At 38.1% G+C, this 25,134-nt stretch carries 24 protein-coding genes; 9 read left to right on the top strand and 15 right to left on the bottom strand.

Features of this window, described 5'->3' with window-relative positions; genetic code table 11:
• Nucleotides 1-173: 173 nt before the first annotated feature.
• The 3 genes from J1899_RS11670 (at nt 174) to J1899_RS11660 (ending at nt 2,431) form a co-directional block, all read left to right on the top strand.
• Nucleotides 174-917 carry an amidohydrolase family protein gene (locus J1899_RS11670; RefSeq protein WP_214473839.1) on the top strand — a complete coding sequence of 248 codons (744 nt, stop codon included), beginning with the start codon at nt 174-176 and terminating at the stop codon, nt 915-917.
• Nucleotides 918-1,036: 119 nt separating this feature from the next.
• Complete coding sequence (locus tag J1899_RS11665) at nt 1,037-1,498, top strand: GNAT family N-acetyltransferase (protein ID WP_214473836.1); 462 nt, start codon at nt 1,037-1,039, stop codon at nt 1,496-1,498.
• Between the two features lie 240 nt (nt 1,499-1,738).
• A complete protein-coding gene (locus tag J1899_RS11660) occupies nt 1,739-2,431 on the top strand; it encodes a LysR family transcriptional regulator (protein WP_214473834.1) in 693 nt (230 codons plus the stop codon).
• Between the two features lie 160 nt (nt 2,432-2,591).
• On the opposite strand, the gene ilvD is transcribed toward J1899_RS11660, so the two are convergent.
• From ilvD to J1899_RS11605, 11 genes are all read right to left on the bottom strand, one after another.
• A complete protein-coding gene (ilvD, locus tag J1899_RS11655; protein ID WP_214478819.1) occupies nt 2,592-4,262 on the bottom strand; it encodes a dihydroxy-acid dehydratase in 1,671 nt (556 codons plus the stop codon).
• Between the two features lie 240 nt (nt 4,263-4,502).
• A complete protein-coding gene (locus J1899_RS11650; protein WP_214473828.1) occupies nt 4,503-4,643 on the bottom strand; it encodes a hypothetical protein in 141 nt (46 codons plus the stop codon).
• A gap of 48 nt (nt 4,644-4,691) precedes the next feature.
• Nucleotides 4,692-5,177 (bottom strand): staygreen family protein, encoded by a 486-nt coding sequence (locus J1899_RS11645; protein ID WP_214473827.1) that lies wholly within the window; start codon nt 5,175-5,177, stop codon nt 4,692-4,694.
• A gap of 80 nt (nt 5,178-5,257) precedes the next feature.
• The gene (locus J1899_RS11640; protein WP_066445533.1) at nt 5,258-6,010 is read right to left on the bottom strand and encodes a hypothetical protein; all 753 of its coding nucleotides are present in this window, start codon (nt 6,008-6,010) and stop codon (nt 5,258-5,260) included.
• A 136-nt stretch (nt 6,011-6,146) separates the two neighbouring features.
• On the bottom strand, nt 6,147-7,568 hold the full coding sequence (locus J1899_RS11635) for an alanine/glycine:cation symporter family protein (protein WP_214473826.1): 1,422 nt from the start codon (nt 7,566-7,568) through the stop codon (nt 6,147-6,149).
• A gap of 279 nt (nt 7,569-7,847) precedes the next feature.
• Nucleotides 7,848-10,277 (bottom strand): DNA topoisomerase IV subunit A, encoded by a 2,430-nt coding sequence (gene parC, locus J1899_RS11630; RefSeq protein WP_214473825.1) that lies wholly within the window; start codon nt 10,275-10,277, stop codon nt 7,848-7,850.
• The gene (parE, locus tag J1899_RS11625) at nt 10,274-12,253 is read right to left on the bottom strand and encodes a DNA topoisomerase IV subunit B (protein WP_281420577.1); all 1,980 of its coding nucleotides are present in this window, start codon (nt 12,251-12,253) and stop codon (nt 10,274-10,276) included. The genes parC and parE overlap by 4 nt, the downstream gene beginning before the upstream one ends.
• A 391-nt stretch (nt 12,254-12,644) precedes the next feature.
• Nucleotides 12,645-13,058: a CoA-binding protein gene (locus J1899_RS11620; protein ID WP_214473822.1), complete on the bottom strand. Its 414-nt coding sequence runs from the start codon at nt 13,056-13,058 to the stop codon at nt 12,645-12,647.
• A 67-nt stretch (nt 13,059-13,125) separates the two neighbouring features.
• Nucleotides 13,126-14,844, bottom strand: a complete 1,719-nt coding sequence (locus tag J1899_RS11615) for a glycosyl hydrolase family 18 protein (protein WP_214473820.1) — start codon at nt 14,842-14,844, stop codon at nt 13,126-13,128.
• A 120-nt stretch (nt 14,845-14,964) separates the two neighbouring features.
• Nucleotides 14,965-16,404 (bottom strand): phospholipase D-like domain-containing protein, encoded by a 1,440-nt coding sequence (locus J1899_RS11610; RefSeq protein ID WP_214473819.1) that lies wholly within the window; start codon nt 16,402-16,404, stop codon nt 14,965-14,967.
• A gap of 98 nt (nt 16,405-16,502) precedes the next feature.
• The gene (locus tag J1899_RS11605) at nt 16,503-16,826 is read right to left on the bottom strand and encodes a DUF3243 domain-containing protein (protein WP_214473817.1); all 324 of its coding nucleotides are present in this window, start codon (nt 16,824-16,826) and stop codon (nt 16,503-16,505) included.
• A gap of 286 nt (nt 16,827-17,112) precedes the next feature.
• Here J1899_RS11605 and plsY point away from each other — a divergent pair, with 286 nt between their 5' ends.
• The 4 genes from plsY (at nt 17,113) to J1899_RS11585 (ending at nt 20,810) form a co-directional block, all read left to right on the top strand.
• Entirely contained in the window at nt 17,113-17,697 is a 585-nt protein-coding gene (plsY, locus tag J1899_RS11600) for a glycerol-3-phosphate 1-O-acyltransferase PlsY (protein ID WP_066445549.1), read from the top strand.
• Between the two features lie 245 nt (nt 17,698-17,942).
• Nucleotides 17,943-18,884: an ATP-binding protein gene (locus tag J1899_RS11595; RefSeq protein WP_214473816.1), complete on the top strand. Its 942-nt coding sequence runs from the start codon at nt 17,943-17,945 to the stop codon at nt 18,882-18,884.
• Between the two features lie 68 nt (nt 18,885-18,952).
• Nucleotides 18,953-19,147, top strand: a complete 195-nt coding sequence (locus J1899_RS11590) for a hypothetical protein (RefSeq protein WP_214473814.1) — start codon at nt 18,953-18,955, stop codon at nt 19,145-19,147.
• 517 nt (nt 19,148-19,664) lie between these two features.
• A complete protein-coding gene (locus J1899_RS11585) occupies nt 19,665-20,810 on the top strand; it encodes a CapA family protein (protein ID WP_214473813.1) in 1,146 nt (381 codons plus the stop codon).
• A 204-nt stretch (nt 20,811-21,014) separates the two neighbouring features.
• Here the strand turns inward: J1899_RS11585 and J1899_RS11580 are convergent, their stop codons facing one another.
• The 3 genes from J1899_RS11580 to brnQ form a co-directional block, all read right to left on the bottom strand.
• Nucleotides 21,015-21,518, bottom strand: a complete 504-nt coding sequence (locus J1899_RS11580; protein ID WP_214473812.1) for a hypothetical protein — start codon at nt 21,516-21,518, stop codon at nt 21,015-21,017.
• Complete coding sequence (locus J1899_RS11575) at nt 21,515-21,988, bottom strand: hypothetical protein (RefSeq protein ID WP_214473811.1); 474 nt, start codon at nt 21,986-21,988, stop codon at nt 21,515-21,517. Before J1899_RS11575 ends, J1899_RS11580 begins: the two co-directional genes overlap by 4 nt.
• A gap of 150 nt (nt 21,989-22,138) precedes the next feature.
• Complete coding sequence (gene brnQ / locus J1899_RS11570) at nt 22,139-23,488, bottom strand: branched-chain amino acid transport system II carrier protein (RefSeq protein WP_214473810.1); 1,350 nt, start codon at nt 23,486-23,488, stop codon at nt 22,139-22,141.
• A 296-nt stretch (nt 23,489-23,784) separates the two neighbouring features.
• On the opposite strand from brnQ, the gene J1899_RS11565 reads away from it, so the two are divergent.
• Both J1899_RS11565 and J1899_RS11560 read left to right on the top strand, forming a co-directional pair.
• Nucleotides 23,785-24,447, top strand: coding sequence for a GntR family transcriptional regulator (locus tag J1899_RS11565; RefSeq protein ID WP_214473809.1), 663 nt, complete (start codon nt 23,785-23,787; stop codon nt 24,445-24,447).
• Nucleotides 24,448-24,507: 60 nt separating this feature from the next.
• Nucleotides 24,508-24,798 carry a HesB/YadR/YfhF family protein gene (locus tag J1899_RS11560; RefSeq protein WP_066445576.1) on the top strand — a complete coding sequence of 97 codons (291 nt, stop codon included), beginning with the start codon at nt 24,508-24,510 and terminating at the stop codon, nt 24,796-24,798.
• Between the two features lie 21 nt (nt 24,799-24,819).
• Here J1899_RS11560 and J1899_RS11555 read toward each other — a convergent pair whose 3' ends face one another.
• Nucleotides 24,820-25,128: a hypothetical protein gene (locus J1899_RS11555; protein WP_214473808.1), complete on the bottom strand. Its 309-nt coding sequence runs from the start codon at nt 25,126-25,128 to the stop codon at nt 24,820-24,822.
• Nucleotides 25,129-25,134: the final 6 nt, after the last annotated feature.

The following is a 25,134-nucleotide window of genomic DNA, read 5'->3' as shown; positions in this document are numbered from 1 at the left end:
ACTACTTGTAATTAATTTCTACTTTTAATAAGGACGAAATTTTAATCATTAAAGTAGGCAAATGAGAATACTACACATAAAAACTACTATTTACATATTTATCAAGACTAATAATTAGTATTCCACTGATGTCTAGTTTTTGATATGTTATAAAAAAGAAAGGGGGATCTGTAATGAAAATTTTTGATGCGCATTTTCATATAATTGATTTTGAGTTTCCGATTATTGAGAACCAAGGGTACACACCACCAAGCTATGTTGCAGACGATTACCTAAATGAGACTGCTAACTTGAATATAGGCGGAGGGGCGATTGTATCAGGATCATTTCAGGGATTTGATCAGCAATATTTAATGAAGGCTCTTAAACAAATGGGTCCAGCTTTCTGTGGTGTTACACAGCTTTCCTTTACGGTGACCGATGATGAAATTTTAAATCTACATAAAAGTGGTGTAAGAGCACTTCGGTTTAATATTAAACGAGGTGGCTCTGAAGATCTTTCAAAGCTCGATCATTTCGCTAGAAGAGTATATGATTTGGCAGGGTGGCATAGTGAACTTTATATTGATGCCAAAGAACTGCCTGATATTGCATCAACGATTGAGAAATTACCAGCAATTTCAATTGACCATTTAGGTTTGTCTGAAGAAGGCCTTCCTCATCTATTAAAATTAGTAGACAAAGGGGTACATGTTAAAGCAACAGGATTCGGCCGTGTTGAATTGGATGTTAAAAATGCATTAAAAACTATATTTGAAACCAATCCAGATGCACTAATGTTTGGCACAGATTTGCCTTCAACACGGGCGAAAAGACCTTTTGAATATGATGATATAGAATTGATCCAAAACCTTTTTGATGAAAAAAGTGCGGATAAGATATTATATAGAAATGCTTTGAAATGGTATTTTGGGTAATTAAGAAAAGACTCAATTGACGAGGGCGGAATTCATCTTTAATCTCAAAAAACTAGCCGCACATAAGAAGCACTAATTGATAGGTTAATTACAAATGTAAATTACGGGGAGAGATCTAATTGGAGACAGAAATTACCTTTCGAATTGCAGTCCAAAAAGATTTAGATAGTATTGTTGCTATGCTAGCAGATGATTTTCTGGGAAGTCAGCGTGAACGGTATGAAAATCCATTGCCTACTAGTTATATAAAAGCATTTGAAGCTATCACTTCAGACCCTAATAACGAATTAATAGTCGCATGTGAGGGTGGAAAAGTTATTGGAGTTCAGCAAATTACCTTCACACCTTACATAACACATCAAGGCAGCTGGAGAGCTACAATTGAAGGAGTTAGAACTGCTGGTTCTGTAAGGGGCAGAGGAGTGGGTTCTGATTTAATAAAATGGGCAATTCACCGAGCAAAAGAACGAGGCTGCCATCTAATACAATTGACAACAGATAAAACAAGACCTGATGCATTAAGGTTTTATGAACGATTAGGATTTGTTCCAACTCATGAAGGATTAAAACTGAAGCTTTAATACTTTTAATTTTAATATTACTGAAGACAAAATAGATTGAGGAAGCTATCTTGTATTTTTCATAATAATAGTATGGTTTTACTAGTTAATAAAACTGGTGAAACCATCCTTTTTTTGTTTCAAAACAGCCATGTTTGATATTTATAGACTAATTAAACTAACTAAACGTCCCAATTATTTATGTTATTTGAAAAAACTGTCTTGCTTAATAATATGTTGGTATCTATGGAGGTGCTTATAATGGATTTTCGAGACTGGACCATCTTAAAAGTTTTATATGAACAAAAAAATATTACAAAAACGGCTACCTTAATGCATATATCACAACCAGCACTTACTAAACGATTACAGCAAATTGAGCAAAATTTTGGCGTTCAAATTGTACATCGCGGCAGAAGAGGTGTTCATTTTACTCCACAAGGAGAATATCTTGTGAAATGTGCTGACGAGATGTTAAATAAGCTTCAGGATATAAACGATCATATTTCGAACATGGATGATAAAGTTACAGGTACGCTGAGAATTGGTTCATCATTTTTATTTTCTAGAATTAAGCTTCCTATTTTATTAAAACTATTTAAGGATAAGTATCCAGATGTTGAATTTCATGTAGTAACCGGCTGGAGTGAGCAAATTTATCAAGTGCTGGTAAAACAAGATGTACATATTGGGTTAATAAGAGGGGATTACAAGTGGAGTGGTGGGAAGCGCCTTTTGCTGCATGAATCGCTATTGTTAGTATCAAAAAAAGAAATTAAAATGGAAGACTTGCCTAAACTTCCAAGAATTGATTATAAAAGTGATACAAAGTTAAAGGAAATGATTTCTAGTTTACATAATATATATTATCGGAACCAATTAACGAAATTGTATTTGCTGTCTCATTATATAAGTATACTTAAGTTAGTGAGACAAAATAGAAAATTTATATAAAATTTGTTATTCAGCAAAAATTAAACAATCTTTAAGCTGCTTTTTTTTTGTAAAAATTATTTGTTCCTGACAGAGTTTTTAAAGATAAAAATCCATTATAAAAAAACTCGATTTCTTAATGGTTTTGAATTCCCATTTTGAAATCGAGTTTTTGCTGCTATTAGATTTTCATAACGCCGCCTGTGCTGGCATTTGTTACAAGTTTAGAATATCGAGCAAGATAGCCTTTTTTTACTTTTGATTCAAAGCCTCTCCAGTTTGTTTTTCTTTTCTCGAATTCTTCATCAGATATTTCCAGGTTAATGGTACGCTTGTTCAGATCGAGTTCAATAATATCACCGTTTTCGACGAAAGCAATTGGACCGCCCTCTGCTGCTTCCGGTGAGATATGACCGATGCTGATGCCGCGTGAAGCTCCAGAAAAGCGTCCGTCTGTTATAAGGCCAACTTTTGCTCCAAGCCCCCTGCCGACAATCTGTGAGGTAGGTGCAAGCATCTCAGGCATGCCTGGTCCTCCCTTCGGCCCTTCGTAGCGAATAACAACGACGTTTCCTTCTTGAACTTTGCCTGTAATAATACCTGATAAAGCATCTTCTTGAGAATCAAAGCAAATAGCTGGTCCTCTATGATATCCGCCTACAGATTCATCAACAGCCCCTACTTTAATAATGGAACCCTCTGGAGCTAGATTTCCGAATAAGACGGCAAGTCCTCCGCGTTCGCTATGAGGATTCTCCAGCGGGCGGATAACATTATGATCCAGAATCTCGCAGCCTTCTACATTCTCTCTAAGTGTTTTCCCAGAAACGGTGAGGCAATCACCATTAAGAGCATCTGGCTTTTTGAGCAATTCGTAAATTACCGCGCTTACTCCACCGGCATTGTGGACGTCTTCAATATGGTAATCTGATGCAGGAGCTATTTTTGCGAGATGTGGAACTCGATTCGCAATTTCATTGATTCTTTCAATTGGATATTCAATTTCTGCCTCGTGTGCAAGTGCTAATGTGTGAAGAACTGTGTTGGTGGATCCACCCATCGCCATGTCTAACGCAAATGCATTATCAATCGCATCAATTGTTACGATATCACGAGGCTTGATGTTCTTTTTAATCAGATCCATTAACTGAATAGCTGATCTTTTCACAAATTCTTTGCGTTCTTCAGAAACCGCAAGAATTGTTCCATTTCCAGGTAAAGCTAATCCAAGGCCTTCTGCAAGACAGTTCATGGAGTTAGCTGTAAACATGCCTGAACAAGATCCGCATGTCGGACAGGCAACCTGTTCAATTTCCTGCAGCTGCGCTTCATTGATTTTGCCAGATTCATAGGCGCCGACACCTTCAAAAACTGAGCTTAAAGATAACGGCTTTCCGTTTGAATCTACTCCTGCTTTCATCGGTCCTCCGCTGACAAACATCGTAGGTATGTTTACCCGCAGCGCACCCATCATCATACCAGGAGTAATTTTGTCACAGTTTGGAATGCAGACCATTCCATCAAACCAGTGTGCAGAAACAACCGTTTCAAGTGAGTCAGCAATAATCTCCCGGCTTGGCAAGGAGTACCGCATCCCAATATGGCCCATTGCAATGCCATCGTCTACTCCAATCGTATTGAATTCGAAAGGAACTCCGCCTGCTTCACGGATGGCTTCTTTTACTATTTTTCCGAACTCCTGCAGATGAACATGTCCTGGAACAATATCTATGTATGAGTTGCATACTGCAATAAATGGTTTACCAAAATCCTCTTCTTTCACTCCGGCTGCTCGCAATAAGCTGCGATGCGGGGCACGGTCTACTCCTTTTTTAATCATATCACTTCTCATTTGAGAGTCACTCATGTATAAAAACCTCCTATTATGCTAAATTGGTATTATCTTTAAATAGTTCTTTACAATATAAATCTTTTTTTTAACAATTTCAACAATTTCGGCGATATTTATTTATCACTTTAAAGGATAAAATTTTAATAATAATGATTTTTCCTCTTAAGTTAACATAATATAATTATTGACAACTATCTATATGTAAAAAAAAGACAGACATCATATGTGTCTGCCTAAATGTTATTCACTATCCTGAGTACTATTAAAAAACATTTTATTCTCTTCTTTTTTAACCATTTCCTGCTGCTTATCTTGCCCCATTTGTCCGTCTGATTCGTAACTGAGCTTTTTAGGTATTTCTGTATTTTTTTCTTTATTCACTGCAACGGCCCCCTTTTTCATTATTGTCACCGTATACAGTTCTCTTATTCATGTTTTTACTGTTAATGGACCTACAGCCTTTTGTAAATATTGTCTTGGTGTTCCATAATAAAACATTTTATGAAATTCAGGATATACTGATTCAAAATGAATATAAATCGGCGAATCCAGCAGCCAGGGATAATGCGAGAAAAATTCGCGGTCTCCGTATATTAGTGCGGATAAAGCCCGATCTGCCTCCCGCTGGAAAATTAAATATCGAGCGTGAGCATACTGCTGATCAAAGTCTCCGTTACTAATATGAAATTTGCCTGCCAATACATACTGGCCCAGCTGCGGAAGCCATTCTGCAGCTAACTCATCCCGTACATTCAAGTTCACTGTACTTAGGTCATGGTCATGGCCAATCGATAAAAATAATTCCCCGGTTTCGTCACTATGTGTAAAAGTGTATTTTCTTCGTTCTACTGGGCGAAATGCAGTTGCTGGCGGTAAATAGCAAACATGCAGTTTGGAGGGTGAAAACATTTCCATGGGCAACGGCTCCTTTATATACGTATTTAATACCGTTGCCCTATTTTATGATATTCGCCTAAAAGGTGTGACAAATTACACTATTTCAGATTCTTCATTACCTTTACATCTTGAAGTTCCCATTTGCCGTTTTTATAGAGCCACGCTGATTCAATATAGCCAATGCCATCTGCATGATATGCACCGCTAATTCCTTGAACTGCTCTCAATCCATACTGTCCATTTTCAGATTGAACAGGTTTCATTGAACCATAAGGATCAATCATCAATTCTAAAGGTTCATTTAACTTGCCGTTTTGATATAAACCAAGCCGGTCATATTCCTCTTTCCGATCCTTTAGATCAAACTCAAAAGTTTGGCCGGTATTTTGAATTTCTAATTTTGCTTTATAGCCGTCTAAAAACTGACTATTCGTTGTTAAGCCTTCAGGAATACCTAGGTCTTTTAAATTGAAATCCTTTAAGGTGTATAGATAGTAATGTGAAAGACCGCCGCTCCCTCCTGTTGGAATCATGATCAGCATATCTTTAACCTGATCATGATTTAAATCTTGAAAAACGATGCTGGGTTCATATCCAGGTTCTAAATCTTTTGTATATGTCTTGCCGTTGGTGGCGATTATTTCAAGTTTAACTTCTTTTAAAAAGCCCGCACCTTCATCATATGGAAGACCTTTTATATAAATTTGATCGGGCTGCCCATCCCCTGTAACATCTTGTTCTGCTTCAAAAACAGTGTTCAGTTTTTCATTCTCATTGGCAAAAGCAGCTGTAATCGCTGACAAGGAAAAGAAAAATACCGCAGCAAGCGGGACCATTATTTCTTTGCGCATTTATGTTCCTCCTATATCCTTATTCATCAATATCATAACCATTTCTGGAAAAAACATGTACAAGTACTGCGGTTTTACCAAAGAACATAAAAAAAAGCACCCTGATAACCGTCCAGGATGCTTTTTACTTCTATAATTATTGCTTATCCTTTTGATTCTTCACTTCCCAGCTTTCAATTCCTGTTAAACCAGGTATTGAATCCGCGTAGAACGCAGGATCTTTGCCTTCTTTACGCTGCTGCAGATAATCTTTTAAAGCGGCAAGAGCCGTTCTGCTGAGCAGTACAATCGCTGTTAAGTTAATGAGCGCCATGACACCCATAAAGAGATCAGCGAGGCTCCATACTAAGTCGAGAGATGCAACAGATCCAAAAAGGACCATTGCAATGACACCAAGTCGATAAATGAATACCGCCATACGGCTTTTCTTGATAAATTCAATATTGGTTTCACCATAATAATAGTTTCCTATTACCGATGTAAAGGCAAATAAGAAAATGGCTACTGCAACAAAGATTGATGCCCATGAACCAACCTGAACGGACAATGCTGATTGCGTTAATTGAACTCCTGAAAGGTCAGAATTCATATAATCACCTGATAGAATAATCATAAAGGCTGTTGCCGAACAAATGATAATCGTATCAACAAAAACTCCAAGTGTTTGAATTAATCCTTGTTTAACAGGATGGCTGACAGCTGCAGCAGCTGCTGCGTTTGGTGCACTTCCCATTCCTGCTTCATTTGAGAAGAGGCCGCGCTTGATGCCCATCATAACAGCAGCTCCCATCGTTCCCCCTAGCGCTTCTTCTAAACCGAAAGCACTTTTAAGAATTAATGAAAATACTGCTGGAATTTCAGTAACGTTCATAATCATAATTACAAGCGCCAATAGTATATAAATAACGGCCATAATAGGAACAACAACTTGTGACACCTTCGCAATTCTATGAACGCCGCCAAAAATGACTGCCGCTGTTAGGACTGCTAAAATAATCCCTACAATTGTCTGGTTTGTGCCAAACGCATCTTCAAATGCTAAAGCGATCGTATTTGATTGCACCGAGTTAAAGACAAAACCAAAGCAAAATGTAATAATAACGGCAAACAGAATGCCCATCCAGCGCTTGTTTAGTCCCTTCTCCATATAATAAGCGGGACCTCCGCGGAAGCCATCTCGATCTTTTACCTTGTAGATCTGTGCTAATGTACTTTCTATAAAACTGGAAGCGCCGCCAAGAAAGGCTATAATCCACATCCAGAAAACAGCACCTGGCCCCCCAGCAGCAATGGCTGTAGCAACACCTGCAATATTGCCTGTACCTACCCGTGAAGCTGCACTAATACAAAATGCCTGAAAAGATGAAATCCCTCTTTTTCCATCAGCAGATATCATTGCTTTATCACCTAAAATGCGGAACATTTCAGGAAACATTCTAAATTGAACAAATTTACTGCGCAGGCTGAAAAACAGTCCGCTTGCAATCAAAGCAGCTATTAAAATATACGTCCACATTACATCATTTAACTCTCCAACCACTAACTCAATCCATTCCATTGAATTCCTCCATAAAAAAGTTTCTTGTTTGAATGTTTCTTATACTGATATAGTAATACTATTTAAATTTATCAGATGAACCTATAATGCACAAGCAATTATATAACAGTGAGACATTTTAAAGAATGTTGTAAAACTGAAAGTAATAGAACTAGAGGTTTAGCAGGTGATCTTTAAGGATGCATAATGCATAATGAATAATGGTGTTATGTTGATCTCCTTTTCCCAATAATAAGCAAAAAAAAACTTCATGCCAGTTAAAACTGACATGAAGTTCGCTTAATTCTCTTCTTGCTTGCTGATCCATATTTTGCTTACTTTGCCGCTGTCATTTACATCCATAATAAACGATCCGTTTGAATAACGGTCATTAAAACGGATATTTGCTGCATGAACAGCTTCCGTATGGCCTTTTTCAGATTCAAGAGTGATTTCTTCATTTGCTCTCGCGATAACAAATCCGCTTATCCGGTGCGGATTAGACTTCAGTTCTCTCAATACAACGACGCCGCGTTTAGCTCGTGATGTTTTTTCAAATTCGGACAGCTTCATCCGTTTGATCGATCCACGCTGAGTGACAATCACAACTGATTGTTCTTTTTCATTCTCAATAAGCTTTCCGCCTGTAACATAATCACCGTCTTTTAAGTTAATGCCTTTAACACCTGCCGCTCTTGCTCCGACAATGTTAATTTCCTCTTCATGGAACCATAGGGCATAGCCATGATGGGTTACAAGGAAGAGCTCTGTATTTCCATTTGTTTTATGAACATCAACAACCTCATCAGATCCTTTTAAATTGATGGCAACAAGCGGTTTTGAATTACGCTGTGCCTTGTAAGAGCTGATTTCCGTTTTCTTGACCATACCATTTTTCGTCACAAATACAAAGAACTCATTGGCAGTAAAGTCTTTCATCGGAATCGCTTTGATGATGCATTCATCACGATCAATCGGAATGATGTTGGCAATATGCTGTCCAAGCTCCTTCCAGCGGATATCCGGAAGCTGATGAACATGGCAGTATAAATAATTTCCTTTGTTTGTAAACAGTAAAACTACATCGGTCGTATTCATTTCAAGCTGGGAAATGATGCGATCGGTGTCCTTCATGCCAAAGTCCTGTCCATTTGAGGCAGCAAAAGAACGCTGGCTTGTCCGTTTAACATACCCTTCTTTCGTTACTGTCACAATGACATCCTCACTGGCAACAAGGACTTCAAGATTGATTTTAATTTCTTCAATTTCAGCTTCAATTCTTGTTCTGCGTGCATCAGTAAAACGTTTCTTTACATCTTTTAATTCTTTTTTGATCACTTGAAGCAATTTCTTATTGCTTTCTAGGATAGATGTCAGTTCCTCAATTTGTTTGGCAAGTTCCTCTGCTTCTGCTTGAAGAGCAGTGATATCGGTATTTGTTAAACGATATAGCTGTAAAGAAACAATGGCTTCAGCCTGAGGCTCTGTGAAAGCGAATTGACTGATTAAATTATCCTTCGCATCCCGTTTATCTTTAGAAGCACGAATGGCAGCAATGACTTCATCTAGTATAGACAGTGCTTTCATTAAGCCTTCTACAATATGCTGTCTAGCTTTTGCTTTATGAAGTTCAAATTCGGTTCTGCGTGTTACAACCTCTTTACGGTGGCCAATATAAGCATCAAGCAGCTGGCGCAGGCCCATTAGCTTTGGATGACGATTATGGATGGCAACCATATTAAAATTGTACGGAATCTGCAGGTCTGTATTTTTATATAAATAGTGAAGGACACCTTCAGGATCTGCATCCTTCTTCAACTCAATAACGATACGGAGGCCTGTGCGATCGGTCTCATCCCGGACTTCGGCAATGCCTTCAACTTTGCGGTCAAGGCGCAATTCGTCCATTTTTTTCACTAGATTTGCCTTATTTACTTCATAAGGAATTTCTGTAATGACGATTTGTTTTTTGCCTCCGCGTAAATCTTCAATATCTGCTTTTCCGCGGATGATTATTTTCCCTTTACCCGTTTCATACGCTTTGCGAATGCCTTCAACACCTTGAATGATTCCGCCGGTCGGGAAATCTGGTCCTTTGATAAATTCCATTAAGTCATCGACTGAACAATCTGGGTGATCCATGCGGTGAATAGCAGCATCGATTACCTCATGCAAATGATGAGGTGGTATTTCAGTTGCATATCCTGCCGAAATACCAGTTGAACCATTCACCAGCAAATTGGGATACATCGCCGGTAAGACAGTTGGTTCTTCAGATGTATCATCAAAGTTCGGAATGAAATCTACGGTTCTTTTTTCTATATCCCTAATTAACTCAGCTGAAATGGCTGACAATCTTGCTTCTGTGTAACGCATAGCAGCAGGCGGGTCGCCGTCAATGCTTCCGTTATTCCCATGCATTTCAATCAGTAAATTGCGCAGCTTCCAGTCCTGGCTCATGCGCACCATTGCCTCGTAAACAGAAGAGTCTCCATGCGGATGATAGTTACCGATTACATTTCCGACTGTTTTGGCTGATTTCCGGAAACCTTTATCATGCGTATTGCCATCAACATGCATAGCATAAAGGATTCTTCGCTGAACCGGCTTTAAGCCGTCGCGTGCATCCGGAAGGGCACGCTCCTGAATAATGTATTTACTATAACGCCCAAATCTGTCACCGAGGACATCCTCAAGCGGAAGGTCACGAAACTTTTCTGCAGGATTCAACCTTCAACACCCTCCTCTGCAACAGAAATATTTTCATTTTCAAGTATGCTTCCATCTTCTTCAAGACCAAACGCTACATTGGATTCAATCCATTTTCTGCGCGGCTCTACTTTATCGCCCATAAGGGTAGTAACACGGCGTTCAGCACGTGCGGCATCATCAATTTTTACCCGTATCAATGTTCTTGTTTCAGGATCCATCGTTGTTTCCCAAAGCTGATCCGCATTCATTTCACCTAGCCCTTTATAACGCTGAATCATATAGCCTTTACCGATCTTTTTGATTGCATCCTGAAGGTCATCGTCACTCCATGAATATTCAATCTGCTCTTTTTTCCCTGATCCTTTGCTCACCTTATAGAGAGGTGGAAGTGCAATAAATACCTTGCCAGCTTCAATTAGTGGCTTCATATAGCGATAAAAGAAGGTTAAGAGCAGCACTTGAATATGTGCTCCATCTGTATCGGCATCTGTCATGATGACAATTTTATCGTAATTGACATCTTCAAGCGTAAAGTCTGCGCCAACTCCGGCCCCAACTGCATGAATAATCGTATTGATTTCTTCATTTTTAAAAATATCTGCGAGTTTGGCTTTCTCGGTATTAATAACTTTACCCCGCAGCGGTAGTACTGCCTGGAAACGGCGGTCCCGTCCTTGTTTAGCAGATCCTCCGGCAGAATCACCCTCAACCAGATATAATTCATTTCTTTGCGGATTGCGCGACTGTGCCGGTGTTAATTTTCCGGAGAGCACCGCTTCGCCTTTTTTGCGTTTTTTGCCGCTTCTTGCATCTTCGCGCGCTTTACGCGCAGCTTCCCTGGCCTGGTACGCTTTAATAGCCTTTTTAATCAGAAGGGAGCTTGTTTCCGGGTTTTCTTCCAGGAAATAAGATAAATGCTCTGAAACAACAGAGTCAACGGCAGAGCGGGCTTCACTTGTGCCTAGCTTGCCTTTTGTCTGGCCTTCAAATTGCAAAAGCTCTTCTGGTACTCTTACAGAGATAATGGCAGTAAAGCCTTCACGTATATCAGCACCGTCCAGGTTTTTATCTTTTTCTTTAAGCAGGTTCACTTTGCGTGAATATTCATTAATGACTCTTGTCATAGCTGTCTTAGCACCGGCTTCATGTGTACCGCCGTCTTTTGTGCGGACATTGTTGACAAAAGATAATACATTTTCTGAGTATCCATCATTAAACTGGAAAGCAAAGTCGACTTCAATGCCGCCGTTTTGACCTGCAAAGCTGACAACCGGATGGAGCACATCTTTTTCTTCATTTAAATATTGAACAAATGCTTCTATGCCGTTTTCATAATGAAAAAGCTCCTGAACAGCATTGCGTTCATCGATGATCTCAATTTTCATTCCTCTTAACAAAAACGCTGATTCCCTTAACCGTTCACATAATGTTTCATAGTTGTAAGTGGTGGCAGAGAAGATCGTAGGATCTGGTTTAAAATGAATGATTGTGCCGGTTTGATTTGTCTTACCAACCTTTTCAAGCGTTGTAACGGGTTTTCCGCCATTTTCAAACCGCTGCTCATAGACAAAACCATCGCGTCGAATTTTAACGATAAGCCATTCTGACAAAGCATTTACAACGGAAGCACCAACTCCGTGCAGTCCGCCGCTCGTTTTGTATCCGCCCTGACCAAACTTCCCGCCCGCATGAAGCACGGTTAAGATAATCTCTGGTGTAGGCTTTCCCATTTTATGCATTCCAGTAGGCATCCCGCGTCCTTTATCCTGAACGCTTATGGAGTTATCTTTATGTACCTTGACAATTATATGATCTCCAAAGCCAGCAAGTGCTTCGTCTACTGAGTTATCGACAATTTCATATACTAAATGATGAAGCCCTCTGTTATCTGTACTGCCGATATACATACCAGGCCGTTTTCTGACAGCCTCCAGTCCCTCCAGCACTTGTATGGCATCATCATTATAATCAAAGTTTCCTTGATTCGTTGCCACAATCATACCCCTTTCATACTTCCAAAAGAAAGATCCTCCCAAGTCAGTTGAATACATTCTGAAAATGTGGATTCTTTCTGTACCTGCTCTGTTCTATTTTTTTACTAGAGCATTCGTATCGTATTCGTTTTTAGAAAAGCATTTTCCTTTAAAATGATTAAATTTTCACGGTTGAGAACAAACGTTCGCTATCGGTATTTTACCATATTGTCGTGAAACGTCTATGCTTTATTTTATCTATTTATTTCGTTTTGGCAAATGACTTATGCATAATTCATAGAAAAAACAAAAAGATCATATAGGCTGCATTGGCAATATAATAGGATTTTCAGCTGTATAGAAAAAAGAAAACATGAGACCGAAATAGTCTCATGTGTCCTAACATATCACATTATTTTGTCATTGCGTGTTCTACTTTGATGCATCTGTCCATAATCACTGTATAGCCTTTTTCTTTTAGAAAATCATATGCTTCCTCATTGGCAACGCCAAGCTGTGCCCAAAATACATCAGCATCTATTTGATCAAATTCCTTTGCAATTTCAGGCAGGTATTCAGACCTTCTGAAAATATCGACAATATCGACATGCCCTTCAATATCTTTTAAAGACGCTACTGCTTTAACTCCAAGTACTTCATCTGCATTTGGGTTAACTGGGATAATTTCATAGCCAGCATCCTGCATCGCTTTTGAAACCATGTAGGATGTACGGTCTGGATCAGCACTTAGACCTACCACAGCAATTCGTTTTGCGTTCTTTAAAATTTTACCTATTTTTTCACGGCTTGGAATTTCTATTGTCATTGTAAGGACCTCCCAAATGAATCTTTTTCTTTAACCTTACCCTTATTTATCAATTGAATGCAAGTTGTTACTGTTTTTCTTCTGCGTTCTCATTTTCAATAGCTAATGCACTCCAAGCCGTTTCATCTGCAAAGTAGCGGGACCAGCTGGCAACGCCTGCAAGGTTGTGTTTAACTGCTAAATCTGCCCGTTTTTGTAAGGATAGCGAGTCCTCCAGCCAAATCTTAAAGGTAGCTTTCTGTGATTTATCATAGTATTCGGCATAGTTTTGACCGCTGTTTGGATCATATTCCGGGGTGACATCATGCTCTGCCAACCACTCCTGCACCTGTGCCATAGAAAGCGCCTCAGAAGATACCTCTTCTGCTTCTGTTTCCTTCCAGAGTCTGGCATATAAAGGGACACCAAGGATTAGCCGCTCGTTTGGAACGATTTCCAATAACTTTTCTAAGTTGCTTTCAACCCATGGGAAAGAGGCAACACTGCCAGCTACCGGTGACGTTCCCCAGTGCTCATCATAAGCCATCACGACTAAATAATCGACAATTTCAGCGAGCTTTTCCCGTTCGTAAAAAGCAGACCAATTTCCGCTTGCGATGAAGGTAATATCCATTGAAACCGTTAATCCCGCTTCATGGAAATAGGGGGTGGCTTCTCGCATAAATTGAGTTACAAGAGGGCCATCTTCTGGGTTCACATTTTCAATATCAATATTGATGCCATCCAGCTTATAAATTTGACTATAATGCAGAAGCTGGCGTATTATTTTTTGCCTTGTTTCAAAAGAAGTAAATGCCTGATGCGTTAATTCAGGATCAAAGGCATTAGAAAATAATCCCCATACTTGGTAGTCTTGTTCTTGAGCCCACTCAGAGAAAGATACAGATGCCAGATTTTTTATATCTCCATCAGGGGAAGCCAGTTCAAACCAGGTAGGTGAAATGACGTTTACACCCGGCATTGCCGGCATGTTTTCCGTATCAGGGTTTTTCGTATAAACAGCTTCCCATGTTAAATGAATCGGACCTTCAATCATTGGAACATTATGCTCTACATGCTCTTCAGCAATAACTACCTCTTCGGTTTCCTCTCTTGTAACAAGTGATTTCTCTATATAACCCGCTTGCCCATTCGTTTTTCTCACAAAATAGTATTCTTCCTGGTCATTTTCGATGTATATTTGTTCATCTGCTGCCACTTCTGCAACATAAGGTGATTGCATGGAGGCATCCGTTCGGAGACGCATTTTTTCTTCATGTCCCTCGGTTATCGTGCCATGTGTGAGAGAATCTCCGTTTTGCTGAATCCAGATAGCGCCGGATTCCGGCAATAGCTCATATTGAAAGGAATACAGGGAAAGCAGCGGGTCAACCGCAATATACATTTCACCGTTCTCTGTTGTGATTGGCGTAAACTGGAGCTCCACTGGATCTTCATTTACATAATACGTTAATGACTCTGAAGGCATCTGCACAACTTTACTTTCCGTCGTAATGATAATGGAATTGGATCCCTCATCATAAATCAGACTATCGTCAATATGCTCTTGCAGAAAGCTGAATGATAAATAGACACTCTCACCATCTATAACGGCATTACCCGCCTGATTGCCTTGAAAAATGACAGGATGTTCGCCGCTGAAATAGTTTGCCTTTTCCTTTGAGGCAAAAGGATATAATAATAGAATGATGCTCGAAGTGACTAATAGGATTGCTAAAAGAAGTCCTGTAATGATCCACTTTCTTGCAGGAGTTCGTTTTGTTTTTGAAAATTCTATTTGGCTCATATGTATATTCCTCCCCACTCCCTATCGTACATAATCATTACCAGAAGGGGAAGGGATTTTCTTATCCAAATCCTTCCCCCTTATAAGTAACGAACAAACATGCCGAAAAGTTTCGCCTGCTTAATAGGTTGTGAAGCGGAAAATCTTTTGTATGCGATAAAGAATATACCTGAAAACAGGAAGATCTTCTTTTTCTTCATATGACAGTGTATACTGACCAGATTCATTGTTCCATAACCTGGTAAAATACTGTTCAACATCTTTCATGATCTTTTCCTCTGAAGGAGCCTTTATTTTTAAATTGGTTTCGAGGTTGTAATCATCTAAGTTTCTTGAGGTAAAGTTGGCTGAACCGGCAATAAGCGTACTTTCCTTCTGTCCTTTAACAAGCAGCATTTTAGAATGATACTGCTCTTCGCCTGTGTTATACCAGCGTATTTCAATCTGTTCATTGCCAAGTTTTTGCAGTTCTGCAGCAACAGGTATATTAGGCAGGCCAGCTTTCTCTGATCCAAATGCGTTTTCATTAGGATCCAATATCATTTTAATAAAGACGCCGCGGTCTGCAGCAGCAATTAATTCGTCAATGACCCTGCGGTCGGCTAAATAAAACATTCCGATCCATATGGTTTCGCCTGCTTTTGAATCATGTATACTTCTTAAAAGATGCTTGTATATTTTCCCTTCCGTAAGCAGCTGAACTTCTGAAGCTGTTTGCTCTGATACAGCGGAACTGTAGTTAATGTCTTTTAATTTCACGTCGTATCCGCTGTAATCAATCACTGCCTGTTCAGATGCTATTACCTCCTCAATGATTTCCCCTTTTACTTCCACGGCTATATTTGAGTGTAATGCACTAGCATTATGAGCGTTAGCTGAAGAAATAATGGCCGTTTTTTCTGTAGCAAGCACTTTACGATGATTCGCCTTAATGTTTAATAGAGTAAAATAAGAGCGTAAGGTAACATCAGGAGCCGAATTAGCAAGCGGATTAGGAAGGACGCCGCTTTCCGGATCATTTCCCAGCCAGCGAAGCGTACTTCGCCAAATCGAAGAATATAATGGATTTGGATCTCTTAGTTCGGTTAAATTCGTCATAATGACTTGAATGCCATTTTGATCTAATTCTGTAAATTCAGGAACACTATGAGAATCATATGTTGTATTGACTTCATCAGTAATCACAACGATCTGTATTTCAGGATTTCTTTTCTTTGCTGTAATTAATGCATCAGTCAGTTTCCCACTAATATCAGGGAATGTCTGGCCATTATCATGAAAGCTATTAAATAAAAACATATCAAGAACTATGAGTTCTTCCGCCTCCAAGATCGCTTCTTCCAGGCGGTTCATTATATGTAATTCGTGCTGTGTTCCTCCTCCTTTGGTTTGATATGTTAAGTCATAAATAAATTCAGCATCTTCTGCCTGAGATAATTCTCCTTCGAAGGAAATTCCCGGCGGCAGCGGTTTCGTATTATGTACATAAATAATTACTGCCAAAAAAATTGTAATGAGAGCAAGCAGTAGCCAAAATTTTATACTTTTCAGCAGTTTCATGTGATTTCCTCCAACATATACACAAAACATGCAGGAGACGTTTCCCCTGCATGTTTTAATCTATTCATGAGTTACAAGTTAAAGCGCATACTTGTTTCTTACTTTACTAGCTTAACCAACATATGAGATAGCATGTGTTTTTCTTCTTCTGTTCCAGTTTTCCATAGTTCCTGCAACAATTTTTCTTCTCGATTGCGAGGACTTTCATTTTTAGCCAGATACTCAGCTGCAACTTTTGCAGCATTAGCAAGCTGTTCTTCATTCAGTCCAAGTTTTTCGCCTTTTGCTACTTTTTTGCCTAAATAACTCTTAAATTCATCAAAGTTTTCAAGAATTTCAGCTGTTTGTTCGGATGAAAGATCTTGCAGTTTTTCATTGACTTTGTCTGCTTGTCCATTTGTAGTATTGTAATCATGGTTCATTTTAAAGCCCTCCTTGTTGTTTATCGTGACAATGGTTGTATACCCCTTTTATTCTTGTTCAAACTTACAGCAGGATGACACATAAATAGTCATCGATCGCAATATAAATCAAACGTACAAGCAAAAAAAAGTCTATACTATGAATACTGCATAAAAATTGTGTAACAATGAATCACCTTAAAGATTATTAAAAAATAATGGAGATCATAAAAATAACCGTTAGGATGTTTGCTGCTAGACATGGTACAATAAAAGAACTGCAGATCAAGTGAGAAGGAGAGTTATCATGGCAGTTAGTGCAATTATTATTATTTTGGCGTATTTAATCGGTTCAATTCCATCTGGTTTAATCGTCGGTAAAACCTTTTATGGAATTGATATTCGTGAACATGGAAGCGGAAATTTAGGCGGAACGAATACCTTTCGAACATTAGGAGTAAAAGCAGGGCTGACTGTAACGCTTGCTGATATTTTAAAAGGGACACTTGCTGCATTGCTGCCTTTTATAATTGGATCTGATTTACATCCCCTTATAGCTGGTGTAGTTGCGGTTGTCGGCCATATGTTTCCGATTTTTGCAGGTTTTAAAGGTGGCAAAGCGGTTGCTACCTCTGGAGGCGTTTTATTGGCATATGTGTGGCCAATGTTTCTAGTTATTCTGCTTGTTTTCTTTATTAGCCTTTACATAACAAAATACGTTTCATTGTCTTCCATGCTTGCTGCTGTTGCAGCCTTAATTTACGCGATTGTATCGGGGGATCTCCCGTTAATCATCGTAGTTGCCATATTAGCACTTTTTGTAGTCTATAGACACCGTGCGAATATTAAGCGAATTAAGGATAAAACAGAACCAAAAGTTAAATGGATTTAGCAATGTAAAATAAATCTATGAAAAGCTCAGCAATGGTTGCTGAGTTTTTTTGATGCTAAAATTGTTCTTTATAGTAGAATGAAATATTCTTTATTGATAACATATGTTTAAATTGATATATTATAGTCAAAAAGATGCATATCATCCTTCAATTCATTTTTTTTCAACAATACATAACATATTCCGATCAAGTTTTTCATAGATTCTAGTAAGTTTGCAAAATAAGTGTGTTAGGATGGTTTGTTATGATGGATAAAATGTATAAACAGCTCCCTTTTCCCTATTTTAAAATTGACGAGAGATTTATGATCATTTCTTCTTCCTTGTCATATGAAAATATTTCTTTTTACGACTTACTCGTCCCCCATTTAAAATACACCTTTAGTCAGCTGATCGGCGAGAGAGAAAAAATAACATTGGATTTAGATCTCAACAATCAGATTCGTTCCTACATTGTTTACATTGTACGGACAGAACAAAAACAGCTCCATTTATTTTGTTTTCCTAACGAGCACCAGGATGTACAGATAAATAAAATTGCAGCATCTATGGCTCATGAGATAAGAAATCCTCTGACTGCAGTAAAGGGCTTTCTGCAGCTCGTCCGTCCGCAATTAATTGAATCGGGGAAAGAAACATATGCAGATGTGGCGATTAGAGAAATCAATCGGGCAAATGATCTCATTTCTGAATTTCTGCATACCGGTAAGCCCGTTGCCCGCGAGAAAAAAGCAGTTGTTTTAAATGAGATCGCAGAGGAAATTTATCTCCTGTTTGAAAACAAAGCTCAACTTCAGAATGTAAGCACGCAGCTGGCTACCATTGGTGAAGAAGTAGCTGTGTATGGCAATGAACAGCAGCTCAAACAGGTTTTGCTTAATATATGCAATAATGCCCTGGAAGCCATGGATAAAAAGAAAGGACTTATTTCAATTTCGATTGGAGCAGATGAAAGAAACGCTAGAATGGTTATAAAGGATAATGGGGCAGGAATGTCTGCAGAAACGGTAAAAATGCTGTTCTCTTTATACTATTCAACAAAAACTACTGGTACGGGACTGGGACTGTCAATATCGAAAGAAATCATCGAACGTCATAATGGCCATCTAACGATCAATTCTATAGAAGGAGAAGGGACAGCGGTCACTATTGAACTTCCACTGCTGAATAAGATTTCAGCAAATTGACACATCTGCAAGGTCCATAAGTGTTAATATTACTTATAATAATAAGTAAAAAAGAACGAGTTGGTGATTTGATGATGAAATTCGAAAAGGAAACCGTAAATAATTACCTCTCTTCAGCTGCAGTTGATGAACGATCGCCACGGGAAGAATTTATGGTGGATATTGCGCAATATTCTAAAGACTTAAATTCAGCTACCCACGCCTATAGGGTCAATAGCTTTGATGATCTTATATACTTTTTTGAAAACGTAGACCTTTCTTAAGTGTAATTGATTAGAACATCAAAATCAGATTGAGATACTCTTTTATATAATTTTTCACTCGTAAATAAAGCCAAGGATGCTGAGAGAACAGCATCCTTGGCTTTTCGCAGTTGGAACATTATACATGAAGAATTTTAAAAGACTTTCTTCCTAAAGGGTCTGTTACATAGTCAAGCTTTGTTTGCTGAAAATACACAGCATCATCTTCATGAATTAATAAGGTAATCCCTTCTGCTGCAATACTAATATCTTTCGATAAAGGCTGCTCCTCCAGAGACAGCTTAAGCTCAGGTCCCCCTCAGCCAATTCCCATTGATATACGGACATAAAGTTTGTCAGAAGGATCTTTTTCCATCTCATCTGCAATAATACTTTGAAGTATTGTGCTAGCAGGTTCTGTTAGCTTGATCATGATTTTTCCTCCATTTTATAGTTATTTATAACTATTTTTCAAAGCGGAACTAGCGAAAATATATTATAGTAAGAGTAAAAAGTCATACTTATTAAGGAGTGTACGATGTATAAAGGAATTATATTTATAGCAATAACACTTGGTGTTCTTTCCGTTATTATCTTTTATAACATGTATGAAAGTGATGAAGCAAAGAATATAGATTTTCGATCGGTCTCTTTTCATTCTACCGATAAAGAAATAGAACTTGAATTAAAGATGGTTGAAAGGCGGACAACAATTGCCGGAATTGGTGATATTCTCATTCATGACCGGGTTTATGAACTAGCGCAAACAGCCGGCGGTTATGATTTTACCCCTATGCTTCAGGAGGTTAAACCATTGCTGCAAACGCCTGAACTTCTTATCGCTAATCAGGAGACAATCCTTGGCGGCGAGGAAATTGGAATCTCCAGCTACCCATCTTTCAACAGTCCCCAGCAAGTAGGAGACGCTTTAGTAGAAGCTGGCATTGACCTTGTTTCAACAGCAAATAACCATAGTTTAGACAAAAATGAAAAAGGGCTATTGGCCTCCCTTTCATATATGGACGAAATTGGTCTTTCCCACACAGGTACTTCTCGCAGCCAGGCTGAACGTGAGAAGGTAACCACTCTAGAATCGAATGGAATTCGATTTGCTTTTTTATCTTACACGTATGGTACGAATGGTATTCCGATCCCAGAGGGAAAAGAGTTTTTGGTCAATTTAATTAATCGGGAGCAAATGAAAAAAGATATTCAGAAGGCTAAGCAGAAAGCAGATGTTATTATTATGAGTGTTCATTGGGGAAATGAGTATGAACGTTTTCCAACTGTCGAACAAAAAGAATTAGGATCTTATTTAATAGATTCCGGGGCCGACCTTATATTTGGGCATCATCCTCATGTTTTGCAGCCAATGGAATGGCATACAACTGAAGATGGCCGTAAAGGGTTAATTGTATACTCGTTAGGAAACTTTTTTAGCGGTCAAATAGATGATTACAAGGATATAGGCGGAATGACTGCAGTTGATGTCAAAATGACAATTCAAGATGGAAGCAGAAAAATATCATTAATGAACCCGCAATTTTATCCAACATATGTAACAAGTGAGCCTTCGCATATGTACCATGTTGTACCGCTTCTCGAAGCAGGACAGTTTGGTTTAAAGCAATATAAAGCTGTTCACAAAGAAATGATGGCTCATATGATGTCCGCTCTTCAATAACAAGGAAATTATGCAAATGTTCATTTCAGCTTTCATTCATTTGGAATGAAAAGCTTTTGAGTTTCTTGCCTATTTAAAAAAATTGAGCACTCTTAAAGTTCCCAATTTTTTGCATAGATCTGTCAATATGCTATTAATCACGAATGGGTATATTCCTTTTTACACGCTAAACATATAAAGGTTACTTATGTACAGACACACAACTTAAGATGGCTGGTTTATTATTGCTTCTTTTTTTCTCAGATTTTCATAATAGATGCCTGAAACAGTTTGGATTGCCAAAAAGATGATAAATGAATATGAAAGTTTATAGCCGTTTTGCAGTGTCAGGATTCCAAGCTTCATAAAAAGCCATTGAAAAACAACTCCAACGAGAGACCAGCCGACTACGTAAAATATAAATGATTTATTATTTATCTTAAGCCTTTCATAGAAATAAAAATATAAATACCCAAAAGGACCGTAAAGACAAAAATATAAAAGATCAAATAATTCATATTGATTTGAATCATTGGTTTTATAATAATCAAGCAGTCCTCCGCCAATGGTGAAATCAAAGATCATTCCTACTGTTATTCCCCATACAAAACTTAATAAAAGAACAGCTGAAGTAAAGATTCGCGGGAATAGAAACACAATGATATATGCTGCAATAAGAAAGATCAGCAAAAATATTTCATTTTTATCGAAGTGATCCCATAGAATCATTGACTGCTCACCTCTCTCGACTCCGTTTTTTGTACCATTTTACATACAAAAAATCCGATCAAATTGAGCATAAGAAAATAAAGCATATCAAAAGAAAAATGCCAATTTATATACTCAGTCACCTTAAAATAGATGCCGCCAAATGCTAATATAGATAAAATAAAGGTTGAACTGGCAAAGACGATGATATAATGGCTAAATGATTGAACACCTTGTAAAATATTCATGGCAATCGTAACAATGAAAGGAACCGCTATACTCCGGTTTATCATAAATGCCACATTATTGAAAGGATCTGTTGAAACTTTAATGAGTTTTAATTCTTGATAGATTACCCAAGACCAATTGACACTGATGATTAGAATTACAAGCACTATAAAAGAATTTTGTATAAAGGAAAGTCGTTTAAGCATGAGCACAAAAACAGCAACTGCCAGCCATGATACTAAAAAATACAGAGCCAGAACCATTCTGATCACCTTTTCGTTTTTTATTATTATGGCAAGAACTGGCTAAAACATGCTGTCTGCAGTAAAGAAATTCCTTGTAAATTTACTTATCAGTTCTATAACGATAAAAAAAGGCCAAATCTTTTATGATTTGACCTTTTTTATTCATATTTATGCGCTTTTCTTCATGTTCACATCTGCAGATCCGCCAGTCTTTATGATTGAAATCATATAACCAAGCAGCCCTCCAATAATGGCCGGTATCAGCCACCCAAGTCCCACAGAATATAGAGGCAAATAATCCGTAAACAGATTATCAATGAAACTTACTTTGATTTCAGCAGCAGCTAACCCATCAAATAAGCTAACAATAAATGTTAATAAGACACTGAATTGGTAAACTTCTTTTCTGCCTTGAAATAGGCTGTGTGTAAAAGTAAGAATCATTAAGCAAATCGCTAATGGATAAATCGCTACTAGAACTGGTACAGAGAATGCAATCAGTTCATTTAAACCGAAGTTTGCTAAAATGGTGCTGAAAGCTGAAAAGATAATAACAAAAGTATTGTAAGAAAGAGATGGCAGCAATTTATTGAAATAAGCTGCACATGATGTAATTAAACCAATACTTGTTGTAAGACATGCTCCCAATACGATCAGACTAAGCAGAATCCCTCCGAATGATCCGAAGTAGTGATTGGAAGTATTCGTTAATACCTCTCCGCCATTAGCCAACAGACCAAAATTTTCAACACTTGATGCCCCTATTAGGCCTAAAGAAGTGTAAATAATGGCTAGAAGTCCAGCAGCAATAAGACCTGCTTTTAAAATAGCTTTTGTGATATCCTTCTTGCCCGTTACTCCCTTTGAACGAATCGCTTCAATAACAATGATGCCGAAAACAAATGAAGCAAGAGCATCCATTGTTAAATAGCCTTCCTGGAACCCTTTGAAGAATGAATCACTTAAATAGTTTTCAGTTGGTGCCTGAAATGCACCCATAGGGTTGATTAGTGCTGTAACAATCAGAATACCGATAAATACCAATAAAATCGGTGTTAAAAATTTCCCAACTATATCAACAATTTTTGATGACTTCATTGAAAAGAATGCTGTTATTCCAAAAAAGATAATCGTAAAGATTACAAGAGAAAGAGTTTGATAGTCACCAGCAATGAAAGGCTTAATACCAATTTCATATGATACAGTGCCTGTACGCGGGATTGCGAACAATGGACCGATTGATAAATATAGGGCTACTGTAAAGATTAAACCAAAAATAGGATGTACTCTGCTTGCTAATGATTGCAAGTCGTCTTTCCCGGAGATCCCTAAGGCGATAACACCAAGTAAAGGCAATCCTACGCCTGTTACAACAAATCCGGCGTTCGCCCACCAAATATTAGTTCCTGCTGATTGTCCAAGCATAGCAGGGAAAATTAAATTTCCGGCACCAAAAAATAGTGCGAATAGCATAAATCCAACTGCGATAATAAAAGAGAATGATAGCTTTTGATTCATGTTTGCTCCTCCTGGAAGTTTCTTTTTAGTTTTTATAGTTTAAAATTTTCAGTCTTTTATACATACACTGGCGGAATCAACCACTTTACCGCGTCGAAGTATGTAATATATTGCATAACATACGATAACATACTCCTTTCACTTTTTGCAATATACTATTTTAAAAAAGTAAGTTCTGTATGCAATATATTGAATTTCACTCAAATTTCCCTTATAATCTCAGTATATTTCTATATTCATAGTGATAATAAAACAACTTTCTCTTATATTTTGAATAATAAAGGTGGTTCTTATAAATGCCTGTACCCGTAGATTATTCATCACCTGTCAGAATGACAGCAAAAAATCGTGCTTTTTTGCAGCTGCAAGAATGGATCATAGATGGCACCTTACAGCCAAAGGAGAAATTAAATGATGCAGAGTTAGCTCAAGCACTTGGTGTAAGCAGAACACCGGTAAGAGAAGCACTGCAGCTTTTAAATGTTCAAGGCTTTGTTCAAATGTATCCAGGTGTAGGAACACAAGTGACATCTGTGAAGAAAAGTGACATAACTAAAATATTGCCGCCGCTTGCATCACTGCAAGGGTTAGCAGCAGAATATGCTGCACAGCAAATGAGCAGAGACACCTTATCAGAATTAAAAGAGTTAAATGAAAAATTTTCCCGCTATATTAAAGAAGGAGATTTTTATAACTCATTAAAAACAGATGAACAATTTCATCATCTCATTATCCATAGTGCGGAAAACCCCTACCTGACTAATAGCATATCGAATTTGCAAGGACATGTTTTTCGCCTATATTTTCACCAGTCCATTATTATGACAGCTCAATCTGTTCAGGAGCATGAAGACATTATTGACGCGATCGAAAGCAAAGATATTACTAAAGCAGGCTATATCGCGAGACAAAACTGGCTGCGCGCCATAGATGAATTTTATGCTGAACATGGTGTATGATGAAGTAGGAAGAATTTTTTCATTTAGGCATTCGTTCATGAAATAGTAGGAGGAGATCTAATGAATATCCAAGTTAGTGATACGGCAGCACAATGGTACATCAAGGAGATGGATCTCTCAAAAGGAGATTACGTGCGCTTTTTTGCCCGCTATGGCGGCTGCAGTACTGTACAGCAGGGTTTTTCGCTTGGCATTTCAAATGAAGAACCTTATAATACTGGGGCTTCTATTGAGAAAGATGGAATTACTTATTTTATTGAAGAAAAAGATCTTTGGTATTTTGATCAGCATGATCTGAAAGTTGATTATGATGAAGGTGCGGATGAGCCAATTTATCAATATTCTGCATAAAAAAAATCCGTCTGATGGAGGTCAGACGGATTTTTTTTTGTCCCAAATATGTTCAAACAATCCTTCTTTTTCAAGAATTACTTTTTGTTTGTTCCCCAGTAAATCAAAATGAGGATAACCATCTTTCCGGTTGTGAATCCATTCAGCTTGTAAGCCGTGCTCTTTCCCCCAAGCTATAAGCTTATCAAGATCCCCACAGCCTACCTTCGTGACCGTTGTACAGCCAGGAAAGCGGTCATCAATCCAATAATGAGTTAAAAAGGCGATTTCCCCTTGGTTAATCTTTTCCTTCCATTGCTGCAGGTCACTGCGTTTAATTCCAAAAGCCATGATAAT

Origin of the sequence: Cytobacillus gottheilii (assembly GCF_018582665.1) — a bacterium.
GTDB lineage: Bacteria > Bacillota > Bacilli > Bacillales > Cytobacillaceae > Cytobacillus > Cytobacillus gottheilii.
This window is presented reverse-complemented; position numbering and strand designations above follow the sequence as displayed.

What these genes read in the sequence shown, in the direction of transcription:
- J1899_RS11555 (WP_214473808.1), bottom strand. Translation starts at nt 25,128, where the DNA reads ATGGCTTTTGGAATTAAACGCAGTGACCTGCAGCAATGGAAGGAAAAG.
- plsY (WP_066445549.1), top strand. Translation starts at nt 17,113, where the DNA reads ATGGCAGTTAGTGCAATTATTATTATTTTGGCGTATTTAATCGGTTCA.
- J1899_RS11670 (WP_214473839.1), top strand. Translation starts at nt 174, where the DNA reads ATGAAAATTTTTGATGCGCATTTTCATATAATTGATTTTGAGTTTCCG.
- J1899_RS11615 (WP_214473820.1), bottom strand. Translation starts at nt 14,844, where the DNA reads ATGAGCCAAATAGAATTTTCAAAAACAAAACGAACTCCTGCAAGAAAG.
- J1899_RS11620 (WP_214473822.1), bottom strand. Translation starts at nt 13,058, where the DNA reads ATGACAATAGAAATTCCAAGCCGTGAAAAAATAGGTAAAATTTTAAAG.
- J1899_RS11660 (WP_214473834.1), top strand. Translation starts at nt 1,739, where the DNA reads ATGGATTTTCGAGACTGGACCATCTTAAAAGTTTTATATGAACAAAAA.
- J1899_RS11640 (WP_066445533.1), bottom strand. Translation starts at nt 6,010, where the DNA reads ATGCGCAAAGAAATAATGGTCCCGCTTGCTGCGGTATTTTTCTTTTCC.
- J1899_RS11605 (WP_214473817.1), bottom strand. Translation starts at nt 16,826, where the DNA reads ATGAACCATGATTACAATACTACAAATGGACAAGCAGACAAAGTCAAT.
- J1899_RS11585 (WP_214473813.1), top strand. Translation starts at nt 19,665, where the DNA reads ATGTATAAAGGAATTATATTTATAGCAATAACACTTGGTGTTCTTTCC.
- J1899_RS11595 (WP_214473816.1), top strand. Translation starts at nt 17,943, where the DNA reads ATGATGGATAAAATGTATAAACAGCTCCCTTTTCCCTATTTTAAAATT.
- J1899_RS11610 (WP_214473819.1), bottom strand. Translation starts at nt 16,404, where the DNA reads ATGAAACTGCTGAAAAGTATAAAATTTTGGCTACTGCTTGCTCTCATT.
- J1899_RS11645 (WP_214473827.1), bottom strand. Translation starts at nt 5,177, where the DNA reads ATGGAAATGTTTTCACCCTCCAAACTGCATGTTTGCTATTTACCGCCA.
- J1899_RS11560 (WP_066445576.1), top strand. Translation starts at nt 24,508, where the DNA reads ATGAATATCCAAGTTAGTGATACGGCAGCACAATGGTACATCAAGGAG.
- brnQ (WP_214473810.1), bottom strand. Translation starts at nt 23,488, where the DNA reads ATGAATCAAAAGCTATCATTCTCTTTTATTATCGCAGTTGGATTTATG.
- J1899_RS11565 (WP_214473809.1), top strand. Translation starts at nt 23,785, where the DNA reads ATGCCTGTACCCGTAGATTATTCATCACCTGTCAGAATGACAGCAAAA.
- J1899_RS11635 (WP_214473826.1), bottom strand. Translation starts at nt 7,568, where the DNA reads ATGGAATGGATTGAGTTAGTGGTTGGAGAGTTAAATGATGTAATGTGG.
- ilvD (WP_214478819.1), bottom strand. Translation starts at nt 4,262, where the DNA reads ATGAGAAGTGATATGATTAAAAAAGGAGTAGACCGTGCCCCGCATCGC.
- J1899_RS11575 (WP_214473811.1), bottom strand. Translation starts at nt 21,988, where the DNA reads ATGGTTCTGGCTCTGTATTTTTTAGTATCATGGCTGGCAGTTGCTGTT.
- J1899_RS11580 (WP_214473812.1), bottom strand. Translation starts at nt 21,518, where the DNA reads ATGATTCTATGGGATCACTTCGATAAAAATGAAATATTTTTGCTGATC.